31 protein-coding genes and 1 pseudogene are annotated in these 22,276 nt (G+C 62.0%); 27 read left to right on the top strand and 5 right to left on the bottom strand.

The window, feature by feature from the left end:
- Window positions 1-3 precede the first annotated feature (3 nt).
- The 24 genes from rplP to truA all read left to right on the top strand — a co-directional run bounded on the left by rplP (window position 4) and on the right by truA (window position 13,847).
- Window positions 4-420: a 50S ribosomal protein L16 gene (gene rplP / locus RhoBH5_RS06175; RefSeq protein WP_003940899.1), complete on the top strand. Its 417-nt coding sequence runs from the start codon at window positions 4-6 to the stop codon at window positions 418-420.
- A complete protein-coding gene (rpmC, locus tag RhoBH5_RS06170; RefSeq protein ID WP_003940734.1) occupies window positions 420-656 on the top strand; it encodes a 50S ribosomal protein L29 in 237 nt (78 codons plus the stop codon). The genes rplP and rpmC overlap by 1 nt, the downstream gene beginning before the upstream one ends.
- Window positions 653-934 carry a 30S ribosomal protein S17 gene (rpsQ, locus tag RhoBH5_RS06165; RefSeq protein WP_003941020.1) on the top strand — a complete coding sequence of 94 codons (282 nt, stop codon included), beginning with the start codon at window positions 653-655 and terminating at the stop codon, window positions 932-934. Before rpmC ends, rpsQ begins: the two co-directional genes overlap by 4 nt.
- Before the next feature lie 346 nt (window positions 935-1,280).
- Window positions 1,281-1,649, top strand: a complete 369-nt coding sequence (gene rplN / locus RhoBH5_RS06160) for a 50S ribosomal protein L14 (protein WP_003940951.1) — start codon at window positions 1,281-1,283, stop codon at window positions 1,647-1,649.
- Window positions 1,649-1,966, top strand: a complete 318-nt coding sequence (rplX, locus tag RhoBH5_RS06155) for a 50S ribosomal protein L24 (RefSeq protein ID WP_003941019.1) — start codon at window positions 1,649-1,651, stop codon at window positions 1,964-1,966. Before rplN ends, rplX begins: the two co-directional genes overlap by 1 nt.
- Before the next feature lies 1 nt (window position 1,967).
- Window positions 1,968-2,534: a 50S ribosomal protein L5 gene (gene rplE / locus RhoBH5_RS06150; protein WP_003940924.1), complete on the top strand. Its 567-nt coding sequence runs from the start codon at window positions 1,968-1,970 to the stop codon at window positions 2,532-2,534.
- A 4-nt stretch (window positions 2,535-2,538) separates the two neighbouring features.
- A complete protein-coding gene (locus RhoBH5_RS06145; protein ID WP_003940698.1) occupies window positions 2,539-2,724 on the top strand; it encodes a type Z 30S ribosomal protein S14 in 186 nt (61 codons plus the stop codon).
- Between the two features lie 452 nt (window positions 2,725-3,176).
- Window positions 3,177-3,575 (top strand): 30S ribosomal protein S8, encoded by a 399-nt coding sequence (gene rpsH / locus RhoBH5_RS06140; protein WP_003940873.1) that lies wholly within the window; start codon window positions 3,177-3,179, stop codon window positions 3,573-3,575.
- Window positions 3,576-3,589: 14 nt separating this feature from the next.
- The gene (gene rplF / locus RhoBH5_RS06135) at window positions 3,590-4,129 is read left to right on the top strand and encodes a 50S ribosomal protein L6 (protein ID WP_003940970.1); all 540 of its coding nucleotides are present in this window, start codon (window positions 3,590-3,592) and stop codon (window positions 4,127-4,129) included.
- Between the two features lies 1 nt (window position 4,130).
- Window positions 4,131-4,538, top strand: a complete 408-nt coding sequence (gene rplR / locus RhoBH5_RS06130) for a 50S ribosomal protein L18 (RefSeq protein ID WP_003940996.1) — start codon at window positions 4,131-4,133, stop codon at window positions 4,536-4,538.
- A 31-nt stretch (window positions 4,539-4,569) separates the two neighbouring features.
- The gene (gene rpsE, locus RhoBH5_RS06125; RefSeq protein WP_003940718.1) at window positions 4,570-5,241 is read left to right on the top strand and encodes a 30S ribosomal protein S5; all 672 of its coding nucleotides are present in this window, start codon (window positions 4,570-4,572) and stop codon (window positions 5,239-5,241) included.
- Entirely contained in the window at window positions 5,241-5,420 is a 180-nt protein-coding gene (rpmD, locus tag RhoBH5_RS06120; RefSeq protein WP_003940751.1) for a 50S ribosomal protein L30, read from the top strand. Before rpsE ends, rpmD begins: the two co-directional genes overlap by 1 nt.
- A 2-nt stretch (window positions 5,421-5,422) precedes the next feature.
- Window positions 5,423-5,866, top strand: a complete 444-nt coding sequence (rplO, locus tag RhoBH5_RS06115) for a 50S ribosomal protein L15 (RefSeq protein WP_003940829.1) — start codon at window positions 5,423-5,425, stop codon at window positions 5,864-5,866.
- 257 nt (window positions 5,867-6,123) lie between these two features.
- A complete protein-coding gene (secY, locus tag RhoBH5_RS06110; protein ID WP_003940773.1) occupies window positions 6,124-7,443 on the top strand; it encodes a preprotein translocase subunit SecY in 1,320 nt (439 codons plus the stop codon).
- A complete protein-coding gene (locus RhoBH5_RS06105) occupies window positions 7,440-7,985 on the top strand; it encodes an adenylate kinase (protein WP_003940868.1) in 546 nt (181 codons plus the stop codon). The genes secY and RhoBH5_RS06105 overlap by 4 nt, the downstream gene beginning before the upstream one ends.
- Entirely contained in the window at window positions 7,985-8,782 is a 798-nt protein-coding gene (gene map, locus RhoBH5_RS06100; protein WP_003940806.1) for a type I methionyl aminopeptidase, read from the top strand. The genes RhoBH5_RS06105 and map overlap by 1 nt, the downstream gene beginning before the upstream one ends.
- Before the next feature lie 313 nt (window positions 8,783-9,095).
- Entirely contained in the window at window positions 9,096-9,317 is a 222-nt protein-coding gene (gene infA, locus RhoBH5_RS06095) for a translation initiation factor IF-1 (protein ID WP_003418601.1), read from the top strand.
- Between the two features lie 90 nt (window positions 9,318-9,407).
- Window positions 9,408-9,521 (top strand): 50S ribosomal protein L36, encoded by a 114-nt coding sequence (gene rpmJ, locus RhoBH5_RS06090; protein ID WP_003938068.1) that lies wholly within the window; start codon window positions 9,408-9,410, stop codon window positions 9,519-9,521.
- Window positions 9,522-9,771: 250 nt separating this feature from the next.
- Window positions 9,772-10,146: a 30S ribosomal protein S13 gene (gene rpsM, locus RhoBH5_RS06085; protein ID WP_003940834.1), complete on the top strand. Its 375-nt coding sequence runs from the start codon at window positions 9,772-9,774 to the stop codon at window positions 10,144-10,146.
- Window positions 10,146-10,559, top strand: a complete 414-nt coding sequence (rpsK, locus tag RhoBH5_RS06080) for a 30S ribosomal protein S11 (RefSeq protein WP_003940683.1) — start codon at window positions 10,146-10,148, stop codon at window positions 10,557-10,559. The genes rpsM and rpsK overlap by 1 nt, the downstream gene beginning before the upstream one ends.
- A 22-nt stretch (window positions 10,560-10,581) precedes the next feature.
- Window positions 10,582-11,187, top strand: a complete 606-nt coding sequence (gene rpsD, locus RhoBH5_RS06075; protein WP_003940769.1) for a 30S ribosomal protein S4 — start codon at window positions 10,582-10,584, stop codon at window positions 11,185-11,187.
- A 120-nt stretch (window positions 11,188-11,307) separates the two neighbouring features.
- On the top strand, window positions 11,308-12,369 hold the full coding sequence (locus RhoBH5_RS06070; RefSeq protein WP_003941016.1) for a DNA-directed RNA polymerase subunit alpha: 1,062 nt from the start codon (window positions 11,308-11,310) through the stop codon (window positions 12,367-12,369).
- 29 nt (window positions 12,370-12,398) lie between these two features.
- Window positions 12,399-12,956, top strand: a complete 558-nt coding sequence (gene rplQ / locus RhoBH5_RS06065; protein ID WP_054188117.1) for a 50S ribosomal protein L17 — start codon at window positions 12,399-12,401, stop codon at window positions 12,954-12,956.
- Window positions 12,957-12,962: 6 nt separating this feature from the next.
- Window positions 12,963-13,847 carry a tRNA pseudouridine(38-40) synthase TruA gene (gene truA, locus RhoBH5_RS06060; RefSeq protein WP_003940839.1) on the top strand — a complete coding sequence of 295 codons (885 nt, stop codon included), beginning with the start codon at window positions 12,963-12,965 and terminating at the stop codon, window positions 13,845-13,847.
- A 57-nt stretch (window positions 13,848-13,904) separates the two neighbouring features.
- Here truA and RhoBH5_RS06055 read toward each other — a convergent pair whose 3' ends face one another.
- Window positions 13,905-15,047: an acyl-CoA dehydrogenase family protein gene (locus tag RhoBH5_RS06055; protein ID WP_019747558.1), complete on the bottom strand. Its 1,143-nt coding sequence runs from the start codon at window positions 15,045-15,047 to the stop codon at window positions 13,905-13,907.
- Between the two features lie 57 nt (window positions 15,048-15,104).
- Here RhoBH5_RS06055 and RhoBH5_RS06050 point away from each other — a divergent pair, with 57 nt between their 5' ends.
- Window positions 15,105-15,683: a TetR/AcrR family transcriptional regulator gene (locus tag RhoBH5_RS06050; RefSeq protein ID WP_003940885.1), complete on the top strand. Its 579-nt coding sequence runs from the start codon at window positions 15,105-15,107 to the stop codon at window positions 15,681-15,683.
- A gap of 22 nt (window positions 15,684-15,705) precedes the next feature.
- The gene (locus tag RhoBH5_RS06045; RefSeq protein ID WP_270008040.1) at window positions 15,706-16,263 is read left to right on the top strand and encodes an NADPH-dependent FMN reductase; all 558 of its coding nucleotides are present in this window, start codon (window positions 15,706-15,708) and stop codon (window positions 16,261-16,263) included.
- Between the two features lie 16 nt (window positions 16,264-16,279).
- On the opposite strand, the gene eccE is transcribed toward RhoBH5_RS06045, so the two are convergent.
- Entirely contained in the window at window positions 16,280-17,920 is a 1,641-nt protein-coding gene (gene eccE, locus RhoBH5_RS06040) for a type VII secretion protein EccE (protein WP_270008039.1), read from the bottom strand.
- Window positions 17,921-18,017: 97 nt separating this feature from the next.
- Between eccE and eccB the strand changes: the two genes are divergently transcribed.
- On the top strand, window positions 18,018-19,484 hold the full coding sequence (eccB, locus tag RhoBH5_RS06035) for a type VII secretion protein EccB (RefSeq protein ID WP_270008038.1): 1,467 nt from the start codon (window positions 18,018-18,020) through the stop codon (window positions 19,482-19,484).
- Between the two features lie 14 nt (window positions 19,485-19,498).
- Here eccB and mycP read toward each other — a convergent pair whose 3' ends face one another.
- The 3 genes and pseudogenes from mycP to eccD form a co-directional block, all read right to left on the bottom strand.
- Window positions 19,499-20,911 (bottom strand): type VII secretion-associated serine protease mycosin, encoded by a 1,413-nt coding sequence (gene mycP, locus RhoBH5_RS06030; RefSeq protein ID WP_050655855.1) that lies wholly within the window; start codon window positions 20,909-20,911, stop codon window positions 19,499-19,501.
- Window positions 20,912-20,925: 14 nt separating this feature from the next.
- Window positions 20,926-21,027: a hypothetical protein gene (locus tag RhoBH5_RS32640; RefSeq protein WP_442972452.1), complete on the bottom strand. Its 102-nt coding sequence runs from the start codon at window positions 21,025-21,027 to the stop codon at window positions 20,926-20,928.
- A 64-nt stretch (window positions 21,028-21,091) separates the two neighbouring features.
- Window positions 21,092-22,276 (bottom strand): annotated as a pseudogene (eccD, locus tag RhoBH5_RS06025) (type VII secretion integral membrane protein EccD); the annotation flags it as partial.

The raw sequence follows: 22,276 nt of genomic DNA, 5'->3' as shown, positions 1-22,276 counted from the left end.
CGCATGTTGATCCCACGGCGGGTCAAGCACCGCAAGCAGCACCACCCGAGCCGTTCGGGTGCCGCCAAGGGCGGTACCCAGGTGACCTTCGGTGACTACGGCATCCAGGCTCTCGAGCCTGCCTACATCACCAACCGGCAGATCGAGTCCGCTCGTATCGCCATGACTCGGCACATCAAGCGTGGCGGCAAGATCTGGATCAACATCTTCCCGGATCGTCCCCTCACGAAGAAGCCGGCCGAAACCCGAATGGGTTCCGGTAAGGGTTCGCCCGAGTGGTGGATTGCCAACGTCAAGCCCGGACGCGTTCTGTTCGAGATGACATACCCCAACGAGGAGATTGCTCGTGAGGCCCTGCGCCGCGCGATGCACAAGCTCCCGTGCAAGTGCCGGATCGTGACCAGAGAGGAGCAGTTCTGATGGCTACTGGAACCCCAGCAGCAGAGCTCCGCGAGCTCAGTGAAGACGAGCTGGTCACCCGGCTCCGTGAGTCGAAGGAAGAGCTTTTCAACCTTCGTTTCCAGATGGCTACCGGCCAGATGGACAACAACCGACGACTGCGCACCGTTCGTCACGAGATCGCGCGCATCTACACCGTCCTGCGTGAGCGTGAGCTCGGACTCGCTGTGGGTCCGGATGCAGGTGACGCGGCATGAGTGAGGAAAAAGCAGTGAGCACAGAAGAGCGCGCGAGCCGTAAGGTCCGTGTCGGATACGTCGTGTCCGACAAGATGGAAAAGACGATCGTGGTCGAGCTCGAAGACCGCGTCAAGCACAAGCTCTACGGCAAGATCATCCGCCGTACGACCAAGGTGAAGGCGCACGACGAGAACGGCGTTGCCGGCGTCGGCGACCGCGTTCAGCTGATGGAAACCCGTCCGCTGTCCGCGACGAAGCACTGGCGTCTGGTCGAGGTCCTCGAAAAGGCCAAGTAAGCCTGATCGAATCCTCGAGCTGATCGAGTATCACCGAATGGCCCGCTTCCCCTTGGGGGAGTGGGCCATTTGGCTTTCCGGGGGCTTTCGGGGCTTTCCGGGCGAAGGGTTCGAGTTGCGTCGAGTACGGCTGATTTGGTATTCGGTGAACCCTTCCCTACAATAGAACGGTTGCCTGTGGCAGAGGTGTGTCTTCACGTGCGCAGCTCGAACGGTGCTTGCAGTGATCGTCTCCCGACGTCAGTCGGTGGGACTGCAGCTCAGACACGACGCAGGTGGCAACAATGACCGCGCGCACCGGGTCGGTAATCCGTTGCGCACGAAATTCCAGGTCTAGGGAGATCAAGTGATTCAGCAGGAGTCGCGAGTTCGCGTCGCTGATAACACGGGTGCCAAGGAAATCCTTTGCATCCGCGTTCTCGGCGGTTCGTCACGTCGCTACGCCGGGATCGGTGACGTCATCGTCGCCACCGTCAAGGACGCAATCCCCGGTGGAAACATCAAGAAGGGTGAGGTCGTCAAGGCCGTCATCGTTCGCACGACCAAGGAGCGCCGTCGTCCGGACGGTTCCTACATCAAGTTCGACGAGAACGCTGCAGTGCTCATCAAGGCTGACAGTGATCCCCGTGGAACCCGCATCTTCGGACCCGTCGGCCGTGAGCTGCGCGAGAAGAAGTTCATGAAGATCGTTTCGCTTGCCCCGGAGGTGCTGTGATGAAGGTGCACAAGGGTGACACCGTTCTGGTCATCGCCGGCAAGGACAAGGGCGCGAAGGGCAAGGTCATTCAGGCCTACCCCGCGACCGACAAGGTCCTCGTCGAAGGCGTGAACCGAATCAAGAAGCACACCGCGGTTTCCGCGAACGAGCGCGGAGCATCCTCCGGCGGCATCGTCACGCAGGAAGCCCCGATCCACGTTTCCAACGTTGCAGTCGTCGACTCGGACGGAAACCCCACCCGCGTGGGCTACCGCACCGACGAAGAGTCCGGCAAGCGCGTTCGGATTTCCCGGAAGAACGGGAAGGACATCTGACATGACCTCCACCGAAAACAAGGTCCAGCCGCGCCTCAAGGCACGCTACCGCGCTGAGATCAAGGACGCGCTCAACAGCGAGTTCGACTACTCGAACGTCATGCAGATCCCCGGCGTCGTCAAGGTTGTCGTCAACATGGGCGTCGGCGACGCTGCCCGTGACGCCAAGCTGATCAACGGCGCTGTCCATGACCTGTCGCTGATCACGGGCCAGAAGCCCGAGATCCGCAAGGCACGTAAGTCCATCGCGCAGTTCAAGCTCCGCGAAGGTATGCCCATCGGTGCACGCGTCACCCTCCGTGGTGACCGCATGTGGGAGTTCCTGGACCGCCTCGTGTCTGTCGCTCTGCCCCGTATCCGCGACTTCCGCGGTCTCTCGGGCAACCAGTTCGACGGCAACGGCAACTACACGTTCGGCCTCAACGAGCAGTCGATGTTCCACGAGATCGACGTGGACAAGATCGATCGCCCCCGCGGCATGGACATCACCGTCGTGACCACCGCAACCAACAACGAAGAAGGCCGTGCACTGCTCAAGCACCTCGGCTTCCCGTTCAAGGAGAACTGAGCGCATGGCTAAGAAGGCATTGGTCAACAAGGCCAACAAGAAGCCCAAGTTCGCGGTTCGCGCCTACACCCGCTGCCAGCGGTGCGGTCGCCCGCACTCGGTGTTCCGCAAGTTCGGCTTGTGCCGTATCTGCGTTCGCGAGATGGCTCACGCCGGCGAGCTTCCCGGAGTTCGCAAGAGCTCTTGGTGATCTGAGGCCCTCGGGCTTCGTCACACCACGCATGTGAATGGGCGTGGGTTCCTTTGGAACCCCACGCCCATTCGTGGTTTTCATCGAGATGTGAATCGTGCCGATCCTGAAAAGAACTGCCCCGCTGCGACTCTGGTTGAAAGCGATCATCGTTCGTCGGTGTCGTTCTTCGGTGCCGAACGAGCAGTTCAGATTTCGGGGTGCGTCGATAGCTTCCCGATCGCATCCTTCGGGCGGCAGTGGGGGAGGCGACATGGGATCCCGGTGGACACCTGCGCCAAAGTTCCCTACACTAGAGCGGTTGCCGTGGCTGACGCATGCGTTCAGCTCGGTGCGGTAACTTACGCCGTCTGACACAAGTCGGACGGCCCAGCCGAATTGCTGGAGGCCCACGATCGGATTCGTCCGGTGTTGCATGGGAACCACAGCGAGAAAGGTGTCGAGGTCGACCTATGACCATGACTGACCCCATCGCAGACTTCTTGACGCGTCTGCGCAACGCCAACACGGCGTACCACGATGAGGTGAAGCTTCCCCACTCGAAGATCAAGGCGAACATCGCCGAGATCCTCAAGCGCGAGGGCTACATCTCCGATTTCCGTACCGAAGACGCAGAGGTCGGCAAGACCCTCATCGTCGATCTGAAGTACGGTCCCAGCCGCGAGCGTAGCCTCGCCGGCGTGCGTCGCGTTTCCAAGCCCGGTCTCCGGGTTTACGCGAAGTCCACCAACCTGCCCAAGGTCCTCGGAGGCCTCGGCGTGGCCATCATCTCCACGTCGTCCGGTCTGCTCACCGATCGCCAGGCGGCCAATCAAGGAGTAGGCGGGGAAGTCCTCGCCTACGTCTGGTAAGGGAGGCCACCACAATGTCGCGTATTGGAAAGATTCCGGTCACCGTCCCCGCGGGCGTTGACGTCACGATCAGCGGCCAGGATGTCACCGTCAAGGGTCCCAAGGGCACCCTCGCGCTGACCATCTCCGAGCCCATCGCAATCGAAAAGGCAGAGGACGGCTCGCTGAGCGTCACGCGCCCCGACGACGAGCGTCGTAGCCGCGCGCTGCACGGTCTGTCGCGGACCCTGGTTGCGAACATCATCACCGGTGTCACCGAGGGTTACACGAAGAAGATGGAGATCCACGGTGTTGGTTACCGTGTGGCACTGAAGGGCAAGGACCTCGAGTTCGCGCTCGGCTTCAGCCACCCGGTGCCGATCGAGGCTCCTGAAGGCATCACCTTCGTCGTCGAGTCGCCCACCCGGTTCTCGGTGTCCGGCATCGACAAGCAGAAGGTCGGGCAGATCTCGGCCAACATCCGTCGTCTCCGTCGTCCGGACCCGTACAAGGGTAAGGGCGTGCGTTACGAGGGTGAGCAGATCCGCCGCAAGGTCGGAAAGACGGGTAAGTGATATGAGCCAGACTGCAAACCAGAAAGCCAAGCGGATTCCGCTGGGCAAGGATGCGTCCACCAAGCGTCGTCTCTCGAAGACGCGTCGTCACTTCCGTCTCCGCAAGAAGGTCTCCGGCACGCCCGAGCGTCCCCGCTTGGTCGTCAACCGGTCCTCGCGCCACATCCACGTCCAGCTCGTGGACGACCTGGCCGGCCACACCCTGGCCTCCGCGTCGACCATCGAAGCAGACGTGCGCGTGGCAGAAGGCGACAAGAAGGCTGCGAGCGCGAAGGTCGGTCAGCTGATCGCCGAGCGCGCCAAGGCTGCCGGCGTGGAAGCAGTTGTCTTCGACCACGGCGGACACGGCTACCACGGTCGCATCGCGGCCCTGGCAGACGCGGCTCGCGAAGGCGGGTTGAAGTTCTGATGACCAACATTTTCAACGGAAGGACAGCCTGATGCCGGGACGTCAAAGGCGTGACGGCGGAAGCGGACCCGCCGGACAGAATGGCCCCAACAGCGGTGACAACAGCAACGCTCGTGGGGACAACCGTGGTGGCGGCCGTGACCGTCGCGACGGTGGCCGTGGCGGAAACGCTGCGGAGAAGTCACAGTTCATCGAGCGCGTTGTCACGATCAACCGCGTTTCCAAGGTCGTCAAGGGTGGTCGTCGCTTCAGCTTCACCGCTCTGGTGATCGTCGGAGACGGCAACGGACTGGTCGGCGTCGGCTACGGAAAGGCCAAGGAAGTTCCCGCGGCCATCCAGAAGGGTGTCGAGGAGGCTCGCAAGAGCTTCTTCCGCGTCCCGATGATCGCCAACACCATCACTCACCCCGTTCAGGGTGAGGCTGCTGCCGGCATCGTCATGCTTCGCCCGGCAAGCCCCGGTACCGGTGTTATCGCCGGTGGCGCTGTGCGCGCCGTGCTGGAGTGCGCTGGTATCGCGGACATCCTGTCGAAGTCGCTCGGTAGCGACAACGCCATCAACGTCGTGCATGCGACCGTTGCTGCGCTCAAGGGTCTGCAGCGTCCCGAGGAAGTTGCGGCTCGCCGCGGCCTCACCCTCGAAGAGGTTGCACCCGCCGGCATGCTTCGCGCTCGCGCACAGGCTGCTGGGAGTGTGAAGTAATGGCAGATCTCAAGGTCACTCAGATCAAGAGCATCATCGGGACCAAGCAGAACCAGAAGGATTCTCTGCGCACGCTGGGTCTCAAGGGCATCCGTCAGACCGTTGTTCGTGAGGACAACGCACAGAACCGCGGTCTGATCAACGTGGTGCGCCACCTCGTAACAGTTGAGGAGGTCTAACCATGACCATCAAACTGCACCACCTGCGCCCCGCTCCGGGATCCAAGTCCAACAAGATTCGTGTTGGACGCGGTGAGGGCGGCAAGCGTGGTAAGACCGCAGGTCGCGGTACCAAGGGCACCAAGGCACGTAACACCGTGCGCGTGGGCTTCGAGGGTGGACAGATGCCGCTTCACATGCGTCTGCCCAAGCTCAAGGGCTTCACGAACCCGTTCCGCGTCGAGTACCAGGTCGTCAATGTCGGCGACATCGCCCGTCTGTTCCCCGAAGGTGGAGCAATCACGGTCGAGGATCTCGTCGCCAAGGGCGCAGTCCGCAAGAACCAGCTCGTCAAGGTTCTGGGCGACGGCGAACTGACAGTTGCCGTTCAGGTGACCGTCGACAAGTTCACCGGTTCCGCCAAGGAAAAGATTGCTGCTGCCGGTGGTTCCGCCACCGAGCTGTGAGTGATCACGCGTAGCTAGTCCGATGGCCGCAGCGCAGCGTTTGCTGCGGTGCGGCCATCGGCGTCTACGAGGTCGTGTCACAGATTGGTCGTGCGTGCTCGGACGGGCCAGTATTCTGGTCACCGAGTGGCAAATGTATCTTCGGCTTACCCGGTTTTCGTGGTCTGCCCGCCTAGTTCCCAAATGCTCACTGTTAGAGTTCAAAAGTTCGACAGGTCAAAACGATCTGTCTCCCTACCGTCGTGCCAGGAGGATCTTTGCTTTCCGCCTTCGTCTCGGCCCTCAGGACCCCAGACCTGAGGCGGAAGATCCTCTTCACCCTCGGCTTGGTGGCTCTGTATCGGGTCGGCGCTCTCATCCCGTCCCCAGGTGTCGACTACGGCCGTGTGCGTCAGTGCATCGATATCGCCAACTCCGGTGACTCAGCAGGTATCTACTCGCTGATCAACCTGTTCTCCGGCGGCGCTCTGCTGCAGATGTCGATCTTTGCGATCGGCATCATGCCGTACATCACGGCGAGCATCATCGTGCAGCTCCTGACCGTGGTGATTCCGAAGTTCGAGGAACTTCGGAAAGAAGGCCAGTCCGGCCAGGCCAAGATGACGCAGTACACGCGTTACCTGTCCATTGCTCTGGCAATCCTGCAGTCGACCGGCATCGTCGCTCTTGCGGCACGCGGACAGTTGCTCCAGGGCTGTGACGACATCATCGCCGACAAGTCGATCTTCGGACTTGTCATCATCGTGCTGGTCATGACTGCCGGTGCTGCCATGGTCATGTGGTTCGGCGAGGTCATCACCGAACGTGGCGTCGGCAACGGTATGTCCCTCCTCATCTTCGCCGGTATCGCATCGCGTATCCCGAGCGAGGGCAAGGCAATCCTCGACAGCCGTGGTCCGCTGGTCTTCGCCTTCGTCTGCCTCGCAGCGCTGCTGATCATCGCCGGTGTCGTCTTCGTCGAGCAGGGTCAGCGTCGTATCCCGGTGCAGTACGCGAAGCGGATGGTCGGACGCAAGATGTACGGCGGATCCTCGACGTACCTGCCTCTGAAGGTGAACCAGGCCGGCGTCATCCCGGTGATCTTCGCGTCTTCACTGCTGTACCTCCCGAACTTGATTGCACAGCTGACTTCGGCCAGTACAGCGGTCGACCCCAGTTGGTGGCAGCGCCTCATCAACACCTACCTGGTGAATCCGGCCAACCCGGTGTACATCGCGATCTACTTCGGCCTGATCGTCTTCTTCACGTACTTCTACGTCGCCATCACCTTCAATCCCGAAGAGCGCGCCGACGAGATGAAGAAGTTCGGCGGCTTCATCCCCGGTATCCGACCCGGTCAGCCGACCGCGGACTACCTCAACTACGTGCTGAGTCGCATCACCCTTCCGGGTGCGATTTACCTCGGCACCATTGCTGTTCTGCCCAACCTGTTCCTCGACATCGGGAATGGCGGCGGCGCGCAGAACCTGCCGTTCGGTGGCACCGCGGTGCTGATCATGGTCAGCGTCGGCCTGGACACCGTGAAGCAGATCGAGAGTCAGCTAATGCAGCGTAACTATGAAGGGTTCCTCAAGTGAGACTTGTCCTCCTTGGTCCTCCCGGTGCCGGCAAGGGCACCCAGGCCGCTATCTTGTCCGAGAAGTTCGGCGTTCCCCATATCTCCACGGGTGATCTCTTCCGCGCGAACATCGGTCAGGCCACCGCTCTCGGTGTGGAAGCAAAGAAGTACATCGACGCCGGCGAACTCGTACCGAGCTCGATCACCAACGACATGGTGAAGGCTCGCGTCGCAGAACCGGACGCAGCAAACGGTTTCCTTCTCGACGGATTTCCGCGCTCGGTCGAACAGGCTCAGGCACTCGAGGGAATCTTGAAGGATCTCGACACCAAGCTCGACGGTGTCCTCTCCTTCGTCGTCGACGAGGACATCGTGGTCGAGCGTATGCTCGCCCGCGGTCGTGCCGACGACACAGAGGACGTCATTCGCAACCGACTCCGGGTCTACCGCGACGAGACGTCACCGCTGTTCGATTACTACAAGGACAGCATCGTCTCCGTCGACGCGATCGGCGAGGTCGAAGAGGTCAACGCTCGCGCACTGGCAGCGTTGGGTAAGTAATGGTCTTCGGGCGCAAACGCAAGGTTGTTCCGTTCCGCTCCGCGGGCGAACTCGACGCGATGGCTGCTGCCGGCGCGATCGTGGGTTCGGCTCTGGTGGCGGTTCGCGCTGCGGCGAAGCCCGGTGTCAGCACTTTGGAATTGAACGCGGTCGCTGAATCCGTCATTCGTGACGCCGGCGCCGTGCCCTCGTTCCTCGGGTACCACGGCTTCACCGGCTCGATCTGCTCCTCGGTCAACGATCGCGTCGTTCACGGAATCCCTTCAGCTCAGGACATCCTGGCTGAAGGCGACCTGGTTTCCATCGACTGTGGCGCGATCCTCGACGGATGGCACGGTGACTCCGCTTGGACGTTCGGTGTCGGTGAGATCAGCGTCGCCGATCAGGAGCTCAGCGAAGCCACTCGGCTTTCCATGGAAGCCGGGATCGCGGCAATGATCGCCGGCAACCGTCTGACGGATGTTTCGCACGCGATCGAGGTCGGTACTCATGCCGCCGAGAAGTTGCACGGTCGTTCCTACGGCATCGTCGACGGATACGGCGGACACGGAATCGGCCGGGAAATGCACATGGATCCGTTCCTCGCCAATGAAGGTGCCCCGGGTAAGGGTCCTGAACTGGTTGTCGGATCTTGCCTGGCGATTGAGCCGATGCTCACGCTCGGCACCACCGACACGGTGATTCTCGACGACGACTGGACCGTTGTGACGACCGACGGGTCCCGTGCGGCGCACTGGGAACACACTGTCGCAGTGACCGAAGACGGTCCGCGGATTCTGACACTCCGGCCGGAGTAGTCGACACAGTCGCTGACAAGTGTTGGCAGCGAGCATGATTCATGTTCGAGAAGTCCCAGCCTCATTTCGAGGCTGGGACTTTTTCGGTGGGGGAGCGGTGTGCGTCGTCACCCTGACCGGAGGCGCATTTGGCCTGGTCGTTTACATCGCGTAACATGGCTAGGCGGTGCGCTATGCGCGTCGATAGTTCGTATGCCTACGCCTGGATCGCTCCGGGATCGGGCTTTCGAACTGCCGACGATCTTTCCATTGCGTGCCAATGTAACGGAAGCCGATGCACGAAGCATGCCAAACCAAACGGATCGCGGAGGATATGGCTAAGAAAGACGGGGCCATCGAGGTCGAAGGACGAGTAGTCGAGCCGCTGCCCAATGCGATGTTCCGCATTGAGCTCGAGAATGGCCACAAGGTCCTCGCCCACATCAGCGGAAAGATGCGTCAGCACTACATTCGCATCCTCCCGGAAGATCGCGTTGTCGTAGAGCTCTCGCCCTACGATTTGTCGCGCGGACGCATCGTTTACCGCTACAAGTAACGAACTTCCCGGACCTGACCTGGGTCAGGGAGAAGTATGTCTGCCGCGGTTCATCGCGGCGGGCTGCGACAAAACAGGAGATCAGAAGACGTGAAGGTTCAGCCGAGCGTCAAGAAGATCTGCGAGAAGTGCAAAGTGATTCGCCGTAACGGTCGAGTCATGGTGATCTGCGAGAACCTGCGTCACAAGCAGCGTCAGGGCTAGATCTAGCTTTTCGAAGATCTGCTTGGCAACAAGCAAAGAAGACCTCCCAGTACCAGCCATTGTTGACGAGACCCCACGCGATCGTTCACCGATCGCCAAGGTCGGACAATGGTTCACCCCCGGCACGGAGGCCGGGGCCCCACTGAGTTAGTTGATGAGATCATCTGCGCCTTCGGGCGTCGGTACTCGGCAAGAGGCACAGGGGAAGGGCTGGGAGCAGACCTCCGCACACCGATAAGGAAATGCCACCATGGCACGTCTCTCTGGTGTTGATCTTCCTCGCGAAAAGCGCATGGAGATCGCACTGACATACATCTACGGCATCGGCCGTACCCGCTCCAAGGAAATCCTTGACGCCACCGGCGTCAGCCCGGATCTCCGGAGCAAGGACCTCTCGGACGAGGACCTGGCAAAGCTCCGCGAGTACATCGAGGAGTCGCTCAAGGTCGAGGGTGACCTTCGCCGCGAGGTTCAGGCCGACATCCGTCGCAAGATCGAGATCGGCTGCTACCAGGGCCTGCGCCACCGTCGTGGTCTGCCCGTGCGTGGTCAGCGCACCAAGACCAACGCCCGTACCCGTAAGGGTCCGAAGCGCACCATTGCCGGCAAGAAGAAGGCGAAGTAATGCCCCCGAAGTCACGTAGCACCGGTCCGAAGAAGACCCAGAAGACGCGTCGCAGGGATAAGAAGAACATCCCGCACGGCGCCGCTCACATCAAGAGCACCTTCAACAACACCATCGTGTCCATCACGGACCCCGCCGGAAATGTCATTTCCTGGGCGTCTTCGGGACACGTCGGCTTCAAGGGTTCGCGTAAGTCGACTCCCTTCGCCGCTCAGCTTGCTGCTGAGAGCGCTGCCCGTAAGGCGCAGGAGCACGGTGTCAAGAAGGTTGACGTCTTCGTCAAGGGACCGGGATCCGGTCGCGAGACCGCAATCCGTTCCCTCCAGGCCGCTGGCCTCGAGGTCGGCACCATTTCCGATGTAACCCCCCAGCCGCACAACGGCTGCCGTCCGCCCAAGCGGCGTCGGGTATAGCGGGAAGGATAGGTAGAAGAAAATGGCACGTTATACCGGACCCATCACCCGCAAGTCGCGTCGTCTGCGCGTCGACCTCGTTGGAGGCGACCAGGCATTCGAGCGTCGCCCGTACCCGCCCGGACAGCACGGCCGCGCGCGTATCAAGGAGAGCGAGTACCTGCTCCAGCTGCAGGAGAAGCAGAAGGCTCGCTTCACCTACGGCGTCATGGAGAAGCAGTTCCGCCTGTACTACAAGGAGGCGAACAACCGCCCCGGCAAGACCGGCGAGAACCTGCTTCGCATCCTCGAGTCGCGTCTCGACAACGTCGTGTACCGCGCGGGCCTCGCTCGCACGCGCCGTCAGGCACGTCAGCTGGTCACGCACGGTCACCTTCTCGTGAACAACAAGAAGGTCGACATCCCGAGCTACCGCGTCTCGCAGTACGACATCATCGATGTCAAGGAGAAGTCGCTCTCCACGCTTCCGTTCCAGGTTGCGCGTGAGACCGTCGGCGATCGCCCGGTTCCCGGGTGGCTGCAGGTTGTCGGCTCGCGTCTGCGGATCCTGGTTCACCAGCTTCCCGAGCGCGCGCAGATCGACATCGCTCTGCAGGAACAGCTCATCGTCGAGTACTACTCGAAGTAAGGCGCTTCGCACCCCGTGAGTGGTTGAGGAGTCTCCGGACTCCTCAACCACTCACAGGGCCGCAGGCCCTTTCCCATCGTGGGCGTCAAATAGTGGACGTCCGTACAGGAGGAAATACCAATGCTCATTTCTCAGCGACCCACGCTGACCGAAGAGGTCATCGCTGATAACCGCTCGAAGTTCGTCATCGAGCCCCTGGAGCCAGGTTTCGGGTACACGCTCGGCAATTCGCTGCGCCGCACGCTGCTCTCGTCGATCCCCGGCGCTGCTGTCACCAGCATCCGTATCGACGGCGTTCTCCACGAGTTCACCACCGTCCCGGGCGTGAAGGAAGATGTCACCGACATCATCCTGAACCTCAAGGGCCTCGTCGTGAACTCCGAAGAGGACGAGCCGGTCACCATGTACGTCCGCAAGCAGGGCCCCGGCGCTGTTACTGCGGGCGACATCGTGCCCCCGGCAGGCGTCACCGTGAACAACCCTGATCTGCACATCGCCACCCTGAACGACAAGGGAAAGCTGGAGATCGAGCTCGTAGTCGAGCGCGGTCGTGGCTATGTCCCCGCCGTTCAGAACAAGGCGTCCGGCGCAGAGATCGGCCGTATCCCGGTCGACTCGATCTACTCGCCGGTGCTCAAGGTCACCTACAAGGTGGAGGCCACTCGCGTCGAACAGCGCACCGACTTCGATCGGCTCGTTCTCGACGTGGAAACGAAGAACTCCATCACCGCACGGGACGCGCTCGCTTCGGCGGGCAAGACCCTGGTTGAGCTCTTCGGCCTGGCCCGTGAGCTGAACGTCGAAGCAGAAGGAATCGAGATCGGACCCTCGCCTGCCGAGGCCGATCACATCGCTTCCTTCGGACTCCCCATCGAGGATCTGGACCTCACGGTCCGCTCCTACAACTGCCTCAAGCGCGAAGGTGTTCACACCGTCGGTGAGCTTGTCGGCCGTACCGAGTCCGATCTGCTCGACATCCGCAACTTCGGACAGAAGTCCATCGACGAGGTCAAGGTCAAGCTGCATTCGCTCGGCCTGTCCCTCAAGGACAGCCCCGCATCCTTCGATCCCACCACCGTTGCCGGCTACGACGCCGCCACCGGAACGTGGAGTGACACTGATGCCGGTTCCTTCGGCGATGCCGAAGGTACCGAGGACTACGCCGAGACCGAACAGCTGTAGCAGCTCAGGTCCTTTACTAGGAGATCATCATGCCCAAGCCCAAGAAGGGTGCCCGCTTCGGCGGGTCGGCTTCCCACCAGAAGGCGATTTTCGCCAATCTGGCTACCGCGCTCTTCGAGCACGGTCGCATCACCACCACCGAGTCCAAGGCCAAGGCACTGCGCCCCTACGCCGAGAAGCTCGTCACGCACGCGAAGGCCGGCACGCTGGCTCACCGTCGTGAGGTGCTGAAGGTCATCCGCAACAAGGATGTCGTTCACACCCTGTTCGCCGAGATCGGCCCGTTCTACGCGGACCGTAACGGTGGATACACCCGCATCATCAAGACGATCCCCCGCAAGGGTGATAACGCTCCGATGGCAATCATCGAGCTCGTCAAGGAAAAGACCGTCACCTCCGAGGCTGACCGCGCTCGTCGCGTCAAGTCCTCGCAGGAAGCTCCCGCCGCAGAGAACGTCGTCGAGGCCGTAGAGGCCGACGCGACCGACGCTGAGGTCGAGAACGCTGACGCAGTCGTCGAGGCCATCGAGAACGAGACCGCAACTGCGGCCGACGCTCCCGAGGCCGAAGAGGCCAAGAAGGACTAGTCTCCCTTGGTTTCGGCACACGCTGAATCGAACGAGCCCGCCGCCCCCATCGGGGACGGCGGGCTCGTTCGATTGCGGCTCGACATCTCCTACGACGGCACCGACTTCTCGGGTTGGGCCCGCCAGACCGATCTGCGCACCGTGTGCGGTGAGATCGAAGACAAGTTGGGAACGGTGCTTCGACGCCCGGTTCAGTTGACCGTTGCCGGTCGAACCGACGCCGGTGTCCACGCCACCGGTCAGGTAGCGCACGTCGACGTTCCGGGAGAGTTGCTCCCGGACGATCCGTCGCGACTCGTGCGCAGACTTGCACGATTTCTGCCCAAGGACGTTCGGGTCAAACAGATATCGGTGGTTCCGGGTGACTTCGATGCGCGCTTCTCCGCGATGCGACGCTATTACGAGTACCGGGTGACCAACGCGGCGTTCGGAGTGGAACCACTACGCGCACGCGACACCGTCTCGTATCCCAAACCACTCGATCTCGGAGCGATGCAGGAAGCGTCGAATCGGCTGCTGGGTCTGCACAACTTCGCGGCATTCTGCAAGCGTCGAGAAGGCGCTACGACGGTGCGGGAGCTGCAGCGTTTCGACTGGACCCAAGTGGGCACGGTGTTCACGGCGTACGTGAATGCCGATGCGTTCTGCTGGTCGATGGTTCGCAGTCTTGTCGGCGCAGTCCTCTCCGTCGGTGAGGGACGGCGCACCGCCGACTGGGTGGCAGGGTTGCTCGACGAAACGTCGCGATCCAGTTCCATCCTCGTTGCTCCGGCGCACGGACTTTCGTTGGTCCGCGTGGACTACCCCGACTACTCGGAACTGGCTGCCCGCAACGCGATTACCCGTGAGACCCGCGAGATTCCGTCTTCGGGTGGATGCTGCGGTGACTGAACATGACCATGCAAAATGCCCTCCCACTCTGTGTGGGAGGGCATTCGTATCGGGGGGCTATCCCGCCAGTTGGCGCGCGATGACCAATCGCTGAATCTGGTTGGTGCCCTCGAAGATCTGCGTGATCTTGGCCTCGCGCATGTAGCGCTCGACGGGGAAGTCCTGGGTGTATCCGTACCCGCCGAATACCTGAACGGCGTCGGTGGTGACCTTCATTGCCGCGTCGGTGGCCACGAGCTTGGCGACGCTCGCGTTGCGTGAATACGGAACTCCGGCGTCGCGGCGGCGGGCTGCATCGAGGTAGGTGGCTCGCGCGGAGTCGACTGCGGCAGCCATGTCCGCGAGCACGAAACCGAGTCCCTGGTGATCGATGATCCGCTTGCCGAATGCCTTGCGCTCCTTCGCGTAAGCGACCGCGTCGTCGAGCGCGCCTTGAGCGATTCCGACGGCAACGGCGGCGATTCCGAGTCGGCCGGAGTCGAGAGCGCTGAAGGCGATCGGCAGCCCCTGGCCGCGCTGACCGATCAATCGCTCCTCAGGAATGAAGGCGTCGTCGTAATTCGCGGAGGCAGTGGGGACCGCGCGTAGCCCCATCTTCTCTTCGGGTTTTCCGAAGCTGAGGCCTTCGGTGTCCTTGTCCACCAGGAGGCAGGAGACGCCGCGTGAACCGTCGTCACTGGTGCGTGCGAAGAGATTGTAGAAGTCCGCCTTGCCGCCGTTGGTGATCCAGGCTTTCGAGCCGTTGACGCGGTAGCCGCCGTCGGTGGGCGTCGCCTTGCACGACAACGCGGCGGCGTCGGATCCGGCCTGCGCTTCGGAAAGGCTGTACGCGCCGATGGTGTTGCCGCCCAGCATGTCCGGTAGCCAGCGCTTCTTCTGTTCGTCGGTGCCGAAGGTGAACAGCGGGAAGCACGACAGGCTGTGCACGCTCACCGCCACTGCAACCGCTGCCCAGCGTGAGGCGATCTCTTCGAGCACTTGGAGGTACACCTCGTACGGCTGATCGCCGCCGCCGAACTCCTCGGGATACGGAAGGCTCAGCAGACCCGCCTGTCCGAGTGCGGGGAACACTCCGTCTGGATACTTCTCGGCCTTCTCGTATTCGTTGACCTTGGGCGCGAGTACCTTGTCCGCGACATCACGCGTCAGTTCGATGAGATCGCGAGCTTCTTGGCTGGGCATCAGGCGTTCGACGGGCACGGTCGGCTCCTAGCTAGGTAATAGTACTGAGAACGATACTGCAGTACTGTTCTAGGTATGGCAAGGCTGGTTCACAAGACGACTGCGCGCAGGGCAGAGTTGTTCGATCAATTGGTCGAACTGTTCTTGAGCGAGGGTTTCGCCCACCTCACGCTCGACGAGATCTCAGCTCGTCTGCACTGCTCCAAGAGCACCTTGTACACCGTGGCGGCCGGCAAAGAGGATCTGGTGCGGGCGGTGACAGTGCACTTCTTCCGGGCGGCGACCGATGCAGTGGAGAGTGCAGTCGCCGCCGAAACGGCCCCGACTCGTCGAGTCGCGGTGTATCTCGAAGCAGTGGGTGATCGGCTGTCCGCGGCGTCCAGTCAGTTCATGGAAGACCTGGCCGAATCGGTGTCGGCGAGCCAGGTCTACGAGAAGAACACGTCGATCGCTGCTGATCGTGTGCGATCGCTCATCGTCGAGGGAGTCGATTCGGGCGCATTCCGGCAGGTACACGCATCATTTGTCGCCGATGCCGCTGCGGCGACGATGGTTCGGATCCAGCAACGCGCGGTCTACCGGGCAACTGGTCTGGACGATGCCAGCGCTTATCGGGAACTGGCAGCACTCATCACGGACGGGATCACTGCGTGATCAGTCGCTAGCATCGACGTTCATGGCACCTTTGAACGTCGAAGTCATCGTAGGTTCGGTCCGCGAAGGGCGAATGGGACGAGCAGTGGCGGACTGGTTTGTCGAGCGCGCAACCGCGAACCCGTCGTGGAACGTATCGGTGATCGACCTCAGAGAGCTGTCGTTGCCCCAGGATTTCTCGGATTCACCTGCCACGGAGGTTTTCCGCCGGCGAATCGGGCGCGCCGACGCTGTTGTCGCCGTGACCTCCGAATACAACCACGGGTATCCGGCTGCCCTCAAGACCGCATTCGATTCGGTGAAACACGAGTGGCGTGCCAAGCCGATCGGATTCGTGTCCTACGGCGGGATTTCAGGTGGTGTTCGGGCCGTCGAGCAACTGAGGCAAGTGGTGGCGGAGTTGCACATGGTCTCGGTGCGTCAAAGCGTGACCATTCACCGGGTGCGTAAGCAATTCGGACACGAGCCGTACGGCGTCGATTCGATTGCGATCGATGCAAGCGAGAAGATGATTCGTGAATTGGATTGGTGGGGAGGCGGATTGCGGATGCAACGTGCAAGTGATCCCTATCCCGGCTGATCTTGGACATACGCGATCACGCCATCTGGTGAGCGTCGCCGGCTCGAGGACGGCCGATGAACGATGTCTCGGAAGCGATGGTCACCAGAGTCAGGTCGACGCGTGTACGGCCGGTTTCGACCGTGATCTTGTCACCGAGTGCGAATGGCTGGACTATCGAGATTTCAGGGTCGACCCGAGGCCATTGGCGTGGATGTCCGTACACATAGATTGCGGTCACGCCGGCACGCGGAGACAACCCCTCGACGCCGTCGAACACGACAGTGTTGAAGGCGCCCTCAGGCCCACCGCCCTGCCCGGACACGCGGAGTCGGTCAGGCACTCCCATCGAGTCGGTGAGCGCGGTCCACGCTTGCGGTCGATCGGTGTGGACGAGTACCAGTGCGCCGGTCGCGATGGCTCGAAAGATCAACTGCTGAGCCAGATAGAGTTCGCCGGCGACAAGAACGGTGTTGACGCCCGGCCCCGAAATTCTGGCCGCGACACCGTGCCCGTTTCGGTCCGAGCCGATGAGTTGGCCGCACCCGGCAAGGGGTAGAGCGAGTGAGTCGAGTGTGCCCCCGTCCATGCGAACGCCCGGCGTGATGCCGTCCAGCGCGGCCAATGCGGTTGGCAAATTGGTCAGCAATCCGTCGCGCTGGCGCCCACGTAGCGAGACCAAACCGGCCAGCGGTGCGTTCTCAGGTGGATTGCGCGTGGTGAAGCGACATGTCGCACTGACCTTCGCCTCTCCGCGTTGTCTGGTGGGTCGTAACCGAATTGTCACGGACGTCCCGACCGTTGCCACTGCCCACACTCGGGTCAGGGTCGCAGTGGTGATGAAACGGGGTTCGATCCCAAATCCGACGTTGGACACGCCAGGCAAGGGGGTACTTCGCCACGTTTCGGTGACCTCGTGGCCGGCCACTCCTCTTGTCACCTGGGCAGTGGACGACGCGATCTCCGGTGCGGTCAGGATCCGCGCCTTGCATCCCGCTGAATCGAGCACCCGGATGACACGATTGGCGGCAACAGCTATCGCGCGGCCGGCGCCCTGTTCGCCCCCGCCCCGGCGTTCGACTGCTGCACCACCCTCCAGCGCGTCGAAACGTAGTGCAAGCCAAACACTTCTGGTGGCGGTGGCTGGTAGTGGTCCGATGAGACGTTCGTAGACTTCGGTGGCAGGCGTTCCCGACGCGGCGCGGTATCCGTGACTGACGATGTCGATGCCGGTGAGTGAGATGTCGTGCTGATAGAGACAATTGGCGAGGGCTGCCGTGGGCAGAAGGTGGGAAGCGTCGAACGAATGACGGCCGATCCTGGTCAGGTAGTCGCGTGGGGGAGCGATCTCGACGACAGCGACGAGCGAAGATCCGTCCACTCGGAGCCCGATGGACTGCTCGGAGGGAGTGTGAAAACTGACGATCGTGCTGCGGTCGACGTCCTTGCGGTGCAGATAGCGAAAGTACCTGACAATCCAGGACATTACCGACCAACCGCCCACATGAAGCAGCATTGATCCGGCAACCACACAACCGATTGCCAGCGCCCAGAACCAATCGAGCCCACTGGCCATCGCGATTCCGCCCGCACCGATTCCGAAAATCTGTGCCGGCACGAACTCGCGCGTCGAAATCCTGTGTGACGACGGCCAATGCTTCAACCGCGATCGGTCCACGGTTCCTCCCCGATACCTGACCTGCGAACTACCCGAAAATTTCCGCCCCAGCGGAACTGTACTGTGTCTTCGCAAGGGGATGTAAGGCACGGGGGGAATGATGGCTGCGACACCTACCACGCGCTGGCAGGTCAACGGGTACCGATTCTTGGTCAGGCGGATGGAACATGCGCTGGTCAGACGAGACGTGCGGATGCTTCACGATCCGATGCGATCACATTCGCGCGCCTTCACCGTCGGAATAGTCCTCGCTGCACTGGGATTGGCGGGTTGCGCTGTACTCGCTCTGTTTCGGCCACAGGACAGAATCGGCGATGCAGAGATCGTCGTTGCAAAGGAATCGGGCGCGATGTTCGTCGCCATGGAGGGTACGTTTCGCCCTGTGCTGAACTTGGCCTCCGCACGACTGATTCTGGGTTCGCCAGGAAAACCGGCAATAGTCAAGGCATCCGAGGTCGAGGCGAAACCCCGGGGCGCGCTCGTCGGCATTCCCGGCGCACCGTCCGCGCTGCCGGAATCGGCCGACCCTACCAACGCCGCGTGGACGGTGTGCGATTCCGTCGGATCCGACGGGAGAAAATCGTTGACGACTTCGGTCCTGGTCGGCTCGTCCAATGTCGGCGAAAACACGACATATCTGACGAATGACCGTGCATTCCTGGTGAAGTCGGGTTCCGATCACTTTCTCGTGTACGACGGGAAGCGAGCGGAAATCGATGTGGACGATCCGGCGATCATGCGGGCTTTAGGCCTGGAAGGAGCACAGGCGCGACCGATCAGTATCGGATTCCTCAATTCGATTCCCGAAGTTCCGCGCATCGAGGCTCCGCGAATCCGCCAACTGGGATCGGCGCCCCGGTTTCCTCTGCAGAACAAGACTGTCGGCTCCGTCGTCCAGGTTTCGGTGGGTGTGGACCCGCAGTACTACGTGGTACTCGAGAACGGGATCCAGAAGATCGGTGCGGCGCTCGCCCAACTGATCTACTTCTCGGATTCGCAGGGCGCCACCGGGATCGCGAGCGTCACCCCTGATGCCATCAGTCGTATTCCCTCGGTGAGTGAGCTGGCCGTCGACTTGTTGCCGCGGGTGGTTCCGGAGATCGTCGATGATCACGGCGCACCTGTCGGCTGTCTGGAATGGGCTCCCCCACCTGCAGTCGAGGGCGGCGAAAGTAGTTCTGCAACGCTGAAACTTGTCGCTGGATTGCAGGTTCCGATCCCGGAGGGTGGCAAGTTGGTGTCCTTGGCGCAGGCGGACGGATCGGGTGACAATCTCGACAACGTCCATGTCGAACAGGGATTCGGCGGATTTGTTCAAGCGACCGGAATCGAGACGAACAGCACCAGGCACGACGGAGTGTTCTACGTAGCCGATACCGGTGTGAAGTACGGCGTACCGGACGAAACCTCCGCTCGCGCGCTCGGATTGACGCGAACGCCTGATCGCGCGCCTTGGCAGATTCTCGACCTGCTTGCATCAGGTCCCGCGCTCGAGAAGAGCAATGCACTGATAGCTCACGACGGAATCGCCCCCGATACAGCGCCGGCCGCTCCGGTGAACTGAACACTGCTGACGGTTCAGGGATCGATGTTCTGGCGTTCGGGAAGATGCCGACGAATTACTCGACGAAGAGGCATCGATGCCAACAGCGTCAGTAGGGCGAGGGTGCCGACCGTTCCGGCTCCGACGAGTGCCGTGTCGCGAGATCGGTTGTCGGGGGTCGGCGGCGTGGGTAGGGGATCGATCGACACCGACTGATGGTTGACCTTGACGCGTTCTCCTGGGGCCAATTCGCCCGTCACTGCCGCAAGTGGATCGATGACGCCGTGACCGACGTAGGGATTCCAACCCTGCGCCGGAGCGTGGGCGGTGGCTTCGATACGTTGCATGACCTGAAGCGCAGTCAGTTCCGGGTGAACCGACCGGACCAGTGCGGCGGTCGCCGCGACAAAGGGCGCAGCGAAACTGGTCCCGTTGAACGACTGTACGGCGCCGTCGGAGCCGTACACCCCGTTGGTCAGACCGGGCGACGTCGGGTGAAGTGAGGTGATTCCGGTGCCGGGCGCCGCCACGTCGACCCACGGACCGCCGAGGCTGAAGGAACTGGCGGCGCCATTGGGGTCTACCGACCCGACCGTGAGGACATAGTCGTCGTACCAAGCCGGACTGGCAATCGTCGCAACCGAGTTCCATGGATCGGCTAGGGGATCGACGGGATCCGGCGGCGGATTCTGGTTCTTGCAACCTCCGGATCCGACGTTACCTGCAGCTGCGACGACTACGACGTTCTTCGCGATCGTGGCGTATTCGATTGCAGCGCCGAGTCGTTGGTCGTTGATCCCGTCCCCGGCAGGCTTGCAGGCGACTTCGGAGATGTTGATGACGCTTGCACCCATGTCCGCAGCGTGACGGACGGCCGATGCCATGGTGTCGACGTTTCCGTACCCGGATGAGTTCTCGGCTACAGCAGGGTCTTCGCGTTGGCCGGCCACCGAGAAGGCGGCACTGGACTGCCTGATCGAAATTATCTGTGCGTCCGGCGCAGCTCCGGAGAATCCGGAACCCTCGACTTGCTGGGCGGCGATGAGACCGGCCACGACAGTTCCGTGTGCGTCACAATCGTCGGTGCCGTCGGAGGTACCGACGTAATCACCGCCGCCGTCGAGCGACGGCAGCCGGGGATGTCTGCTGACACCGGTGTCGATGACAGCAATTCGCTGTCCTGCCCCTCTGGTGATCGGCCACACAGAATCGAATCCCAGATCTCGTTGAGAACGTGGAATGTCCGCATTGTCACCACCTGCCACGGCTGGGACGCACAGGGTTCGTTGTTCGGTGGGTTGTGGAGGTGCAGGCGGACTGTCCTCCGGCAGCACGGCAGGATCGATGGGGGAGGGAACCGCGCTCGATGCGCCACCTGCCCCGGCGAGAACGCTGAAGGCAACGATCACGAGACTGGCGCAGATGTTTGTTGCACGTCGAATCACCATCGATCACCGATCGCTCAGAGGCTACGCATGAGCGCGAAGAGGCCACTGACCCAGCAGATCAGCGGAACGATTGCTGCAATCGCAGCGAGGTCCAACAGCTCGGCAGCGCGTCGCATCACGGGGCTGAATGTGTTCTGGGGGGGCAAGGATTCCCAGAACCAGTGCCAGGAGGAGAACCGTCATCGTGATGGCGAAGACGACCAATGCATGGTCGCGATGGGTCCATGCCATGTCGCCCAGGAGAACGAGAATCACCGAGATGCCTGCCGCGATGAGTGGCACAGCCTGCTGTGCGCCCGCGTAGGTGCGCCCGCGAAACATCAGCACGACGGCCGTCGCGAATGCGAGAGCAAGATTCGGCCAGACGATCCCCTGACCAGGCCAGGACCACGCGAGTGCGACGGCAGCGACGAGCGCGACCACTGACGTGGCCACGATCAGCCCAGTCAGATAGCTACGCGCCCGCCCTGCCCTTTCCGCCAACTCGGTCAGCCCGGGTAGTTCGGGTTCGGGCAGTCCGTCGCGGTCGTCGTCGAGGGGATTACTCGGCGTCGGAACAGGGGGAAGCGGTAGTCGCGCGAACAACATCGACAGTCGAGCGGTGAACGTGAGAACGATCAATGCGGCGGCAATCACCGCGCCGCTGACGGTCGCGGTGCGCGCCTCGGGAAGCGTGGTAGTGACGGCAAAGGTGCCCACCGCCGCGAGAAGGACGACGAGAAGTGCTGTGAAGACAGCTAATCCGGTGCCGCACAAGCGGAAGCAGATCAGAGTTACCGCAGCGGCAGATGCCGAACCGAGAAGCAGATGAGCCGAAAGAACAGTGCCGGGCACGCAGAGTGCGCCGGAGACGAACGCCAGTGGCACCGAAGCGCATCCGAGCGTGACGGAACTTCCAGAGTCTCCGTACACCCGCGCTGCCACGACGGCGGCGACGGTGAGCACCAAAGACGTCACTCCGCCGCAGACGGCGCCGATCAGTCCCGTGTCGCCGAGGACCAGGGCGAGGGCCGCGACGAGCGCAGCGACGAGGGCGGCGGTCGAGCCGACAATGCGCGCGGTGACCGGAGTCCAGCGTCGGTAGACGTCCGCATCCGTGGCCGCGACGGTGTACATGATGTCGTCGAAGAGTGGGGGCGGGGCAGCGGTGTCCGAGGCCTCGAGTACGAGCAATTCTCCATCGCGGATTCCGTGCTCGTGCAGCGACAGCGTCGGTGCCAGCGGTGCCCTGCCGACTTTCGACAGAGTCCAGTCGACGGGCTCGAATTGTTCGGTGGTGTGGTCGAACTCGTTGAAATTGCTGTGGTTGACAATTGTGTCCACAATGCCCGGAATGACCACGGTGAGTGGAACACGAAGCGGCAC

It is taken from the genome of Rhodococcus sp. BH5, from assembly GCF_027583855.1.
GTDB classification, from domain to species: Bacteria; Actinomycetota; Actinomycetes; order Mycobacteriales; family Mycobacteriaceae; genus Rhodococcus_F; species Rhodococcus_F qingshengii.
Note: the sequence above shows the minus strand (reverse complement) of the source record. Positions and strands in the feature narration are given on the sequence as shown.